This window comes from Mesorhizobium sp. M7A.F.Ca.CA.004.04.2.1 (assembly GCF_004022825.1).
Classification (GTDB): Bacteria; Pseudomonadota; Alphaproteobacteria; order Rhizobiales; family Rhizobiaceae; genus Mesorhizobium.
Genome location: NZ_RZPH01000408.1, coordinates 1 through 5,015, shown reverse-complemented (window position 1 = coordinate 5,015; position 5,015 = coordinate 1). Strand labels below are relative to the sequence as shown.

Sequence of the window (5,015 nt, the reverse complement as noted above, 5' to 3'; positions counted from 1 at the left end):
CTCCTTTGCCGAACTGGTGCTCGGCCTGGAGGCGTCCGACAACGCGCATCCGGCATTCTCGAAGATGTTCGTGGAAACCGAAATCTCTGCCAACAACGCGGCGATCTTCGCCACGCGGCGCAAGCGCGAGACCAGCGAGCCCGATATCGCCATGGTGCATTTCGTCACCGATCCGTCCGGATCGGCGCGCGATGCCGAGGCCGAGACCGACAGGCGCGCCTTCATCGGCCGTGGCCGTACCATCGTCGATGCGGCCGCTTTCGACCCGGGCGCCAGGCTGGGCGGCCATTCAGGCTTTACGCTTGATCCCGTCGCCTCGCTGCGCCGCCAGGTGCGCGTGCCGGCCAACAAGAAGATATCGCTGACCTTCTGGACCGTCGTCGGCGCTGGCCGCACCGAGCTGGACGAAGCCATCGCCCGCCTCGACCATCCGGAGAGCTTTGCCCGCCAGGCCATGCTTGCCTGGACGCGCAGCCAGGTGCAGACCCGCCATATGGGCCTCAGTCTGACCGATGCCGCCAATGTGCAGAAGCTGGCGCGCTATCTGATCTATCCGGATCCGTTCCTGCGTCTTCCCGCTGAATCCATCGCCTCGGGGCTGGGCAAGCAGTCGAGCCTGTGGCCGACAAGCATTTCCGGCGATTTCCCGATCTTCCTGGTCAGGATCGGCGACGTCGCCGATCTCGAAATCGTTGCCCAGGCGCTGCGTTTCCAGGAATATATGCGCACCCGCGGCATGATGATCGACTTCGTCGTCGTCAACGAGCAGGCGTCCTCCTATGTCCAGGACCTGCAGCGGGCGGTCGAGACGCTGTGCGAAAACAGCCGCCTGCGCGGCAAGGAGCTCGGACCTCGCCAGCACATATTCGCGGTGCGCCGCGATCTCATGGACGAAACCACCTACAAGACGCTGCTCGCTGTCGCCCGGGTGGTCCTGCACACGCGCAACGGCACCATCTTCGACCAGATCGAGCGCGCCGAGGCCGCGGCTCTGCAGGCGCGCGACGCTCTGGCAGCATTGCCAATTCCGCGTGAATTGCCGTCGCCGACACCCACGACGCATACTCCTGCCTCGCAGGCAGTGGCCAATGTCAGCGCTGATGGAAGCGGTCTCAGCCAGTGGAACGGCTTTGGCGGTTTCGACGGCGACGGGCGGCATTATGTCGTGCGCCTGGCCGGCCGGCGCACGACGCCGCAGCCGTGGATCAACGTCGTCTCCAACGCCTCGTTCGGCTTCCATACCTCCGCCGAGGGCGCTGCCTTCACCTGGAGCCGAAACAGCCGCGACTACCAGTTGACGCCGTGGTCGAATGATCCGGTCTCGAACCGGCCGGGCGAGGGCCTCTATATCTACGATCAGGCCAGCGGCAAGGCATTCTCGCCGCTCGCTGCCGTGGTGCGCGATCCCACGATGACCTACGAGGCTTGGCACGGCCAGGGTTTCTCGACCTTCCGCTCGAAGCGCGGACCATTGTCGATGGATCTCACCCATGTCGTCGATCCGGTCGATCCGCTGAAGATCTCGCGGCTGCGCATCCAGAATTCCGGCTCGGTGCCGGCGCGGCTGCGTGTCTATGCCTATGCCGAATGGGTGCTCGGCGGGCACCGGTCGCGCACTGCGGCAACCATCGTCCCGTCGCGGGATGCCGCCAGCGGGGCGCTGCTGGCACAAAACCCCTACGGGCTGGATTTCGGCGAGCGCGTTGCATTCCTCGCGGCTGACGGCGGCGTTCATTCGGTGACGACAGACCGGACGGAGTTCCTGGGCCGGCATGGCTCCAGCGAGCTGCCGCAGGCGGTGCTGAGTGGTGCAGCGCTGTCTGGCCGTGTCGAGGCCGGCGACGATCCATGCGCGGCGATTGCCCGCGACGTCGAGATCCCGGCTGGCGGCGACGTGACGCTGCTCTGGCTGCTCGGTGACGCCGAGTCCGCCGAGGAGGCGAGCGCGCTGGTGCAGGAGCATAAGGTCAAGGACTTCGACCAGCGGTTGGCCGACAATGAGCGCGAATGGCGCGGCTTCCTCGACACCATCCAGGTCGAGACGCCTGACAAGGCGCTCGACGCCATGGTCAATCACTGGCTGCCCTATCAGAGCCTGGCCTGCCGCATCCGTGCCCGCTCCGCCTTCTATCAGGCCAGCGGTGCCTTCGGCTTCCGCGACCAGTTGCAGGATACGCTGGCGCTGCTGGCGCATGACCCGCAACTGGCGCGCGACCAGATCCTCAATGCGGCACGGCGGCAGTTCCCCGAAGGCGACGTGCAGCACTGGTGGCTGCCGCGCACGGGTGCTGGCGTACGCACGCTGATCTCCGATGACGTGGTCTGGCTTGCCCACGCCACGGCGCGCTATTTGCTGGTCACCGGCGATGCCACCATCCTCAAGGAGCAATTGGCGTTCATCGATGGACAGCCGCTGGGCGAGGGCGAACACGATGCCTTCTTCACCCCGGAAATCTCGAAGAAGACGGCGTCGCTCTACGACCATTGCGCGCGTGCGCTCGATCTCGCCATCAAGCGCAGCAGCCCCGCGGGCCTGCCGCTGATCCTCGGCGGCGACTGGAACGACGGCATGAACCGCGTTGGCGAGCACGGCAAGGGCGAGAGCGTCTGGCTCGGCTGGTTCCTGCTGAAGACGCTGGGCGATTTCGCCCCCGTCGCCAAGGCCGAGGGCGATGCCAAGCGAGCACAGGCCTGGGCAAAGCATGCCGATGTGCTGAAGCGGGCGCTTGAGAGCACCGCATGGGACGGCGAATGGTACCGGCGCGGCAGTTTCGACGACGGCACCCCTTTGGGGTCTCGCAACTCGCAGGAGTGCAAGATCGACTCGATCGCCCAGTCCTGGAGCGTGCTTTCGGGAGAGGGCGATCCGGCACGGTCGACCACCGCGATGGAGCAAGCAACGAAGCTGCTTGTGGACGACAAGCTGAAGATCGTCAAACTGTTCACGCCGCCCTTCTCGAAGACGGAGAAGGACCCGGGTTACATCAAGAGCTATCCGCCCGGCGTGCGCGAGAATGGCGGCCAGTACACCCATGCCGCCACATGGTTCGTCATCGCGCTCGCCGAGATGGGGCAGGTCGACGAGGCCTATCGCTGTTTCTCGATGCTGAACCCCGTCAACCATGCGACCGACGAGGCCACGGCCGAGCACTATCGTGTCGAGCCCTATGTCGTGGCGGCCGATATCTATGCCGGGGACGACACTGCCGGCAACGGCAAGGGCGGCCGTGGCGGCTGGACCTGGTACACCGGCTCTGCCGGCTGGCTCTACAGGGCTGCTGTCGAAGGCATCCTGGGCATCGAGCGGCGCGGCAAGCGTGTCCAGTTCAAGCCGAAGCTGCCGAGCCACTGGGACGGCTACTCGGCAAATCTCAAAATGCTGGGGGCGGAACTCAAGGTTCGCGTCATCCGCGACAATAAGGCCAAGGCCGTGTCGCTGGAGGTGAATGGGACAAAGGCCAAGGGTTCGGCAGTCGAACTGAAGGACGGCGAAGTTGCCGAGGTGGTCATCCGGATCCCGGCTTGATGCATGTGCTCAAAAACTATGCGCTCGGGCCTGGGATCCGGGGCGCGACTTTTGCCGCCGCGGCGGGATGAGAGGCACCGTCCCGCCTGGCGTTGCCGCCTGCCGATTGAAGGACATGCCACCGAGGAGTGCATGAAATCAAAGGCTTGAGGCGTCCGATAGGGGGCGCCACGAGCAGTGAGAGTTGGCCCTTCCTTCGCATGGAGGGGCATCATGCAGCTTTGTTTCGTTCTATACTTCACTGAAGGCGATTTCGGCCTTAGTCATCCGTCCGACATTGTTGCTGACTAAAATTGTGGCAGCACGTGCCAACTGCCATGATTTCGCCGCATGCCTGACATTTTACCTGTCTTCTCAAACCGTTAGGTGATCACGGCAGATTTCGGAACGTCGCCATCTTTTGTTCGCTCTAAGGGAACTGAAGGGGTACACGGCCATTGTTTTGCGACGTATCAACCGGTACGAATAAAATGATGCAGTGCACAATAAACAGCGTGGCGGAGTAACTGGGGTGACCCTTCTGCAAATCTACTGGCGAGCTCTCGGTTATCTGGCCGCGGACAGGAAACGCGTTGCGTTGATCTGTTCGGCCAACGTGGCTCTCGCCATCGTAGCGCTTCTCGAGCCGATTATGTTCGGTCGCGTCATCGGCGCCATCTCCGAGCGTGGCTCTGTCTTCACCACGCTGGTCATGTGGGCCGGTCTCGGCGCCTTCAACATCGTTGCTTTCGTCATGGTGGCGCGCGGCGCTGACCGTTTTGCCCATGCCCGGCGCAGCGAAGTGCTTTGCGAGTCCTTCGAGCGCGTGATCACCATGCCGCTCGCCTGGCACCATCAGCACGGCACCTCCAATGCGCTGCATACGATGCTGCGCGCCGTCGAAACCCTGTTCAGCCTTTGGCTCGAATTCATGCGCCAGCATCTGTCCACGGCTGTCGCCCTCGTACTGCTGGTTCCGACCGCGATCAGCATGGACCTGCGCATGTCGCTGGTGCTGCTTGGCCTCGGGCTGCTCTATGTCGGCATCGGCCGGATGGTCATGCGCCGCACCAAGGCGGGCCAGGCCGCGGTCGAGCGCCACTACCACAAGGTGTTCGCGCATGTGACCGACTCGGTCAGCAACGTTGCGGTGCTGCAGAGCTACAATCGCCTCGGCCACGAGGCCGATACGCTGCGCCGCTACGTTAAGAACCTGCTCGACGCGCAGAACCCTGTTCTCGACTGGTGGGCGCTGGCCAATGCCTTGCACCGTCTGTCATCGGCAATCTCGATGCTGATCGTGTTGTCGATCGGCTCCTATCTCGTCACTCGTGGTCAGTTGGGTGTCGGCGACGTCATTGCCTTCACCGGTTTTGCCACGATGCTGATCGCTCGCCTCGACCAGATGTCGGCTTTCGCAAACCAGATTTCCGAGGCCCGTGCCAAGCTCGAGGATTTCTACCATCTCGAGGACTCCGCGGCTGATGCCGCCGAGCCGGACGGCCTGCGC

The 5,015-nt window shown here is 63.9% G+C and carries 1 protein-coding gene and 1 pseudogene; both read left to right on the top strand.

Annotation, left to right across the window (positions count from 1 at the left end; genetic code table 11):
* Nucleotides 1–3,526: pseudogene (locus EN893_RS18625) on the top strand (protein ndvB); the annotation flags it as partial.
* 511 nt (nt 3,527–4,037) lie between these two features.
* Nucleotides 4,038–5,015: ABC transporter transmembrane domain-containing protein (locus EN893_RS18620; RefSeq protein WP_245490861.1), on the top strand; the 978-nt coding region annotated here is incomplete at its 3' end.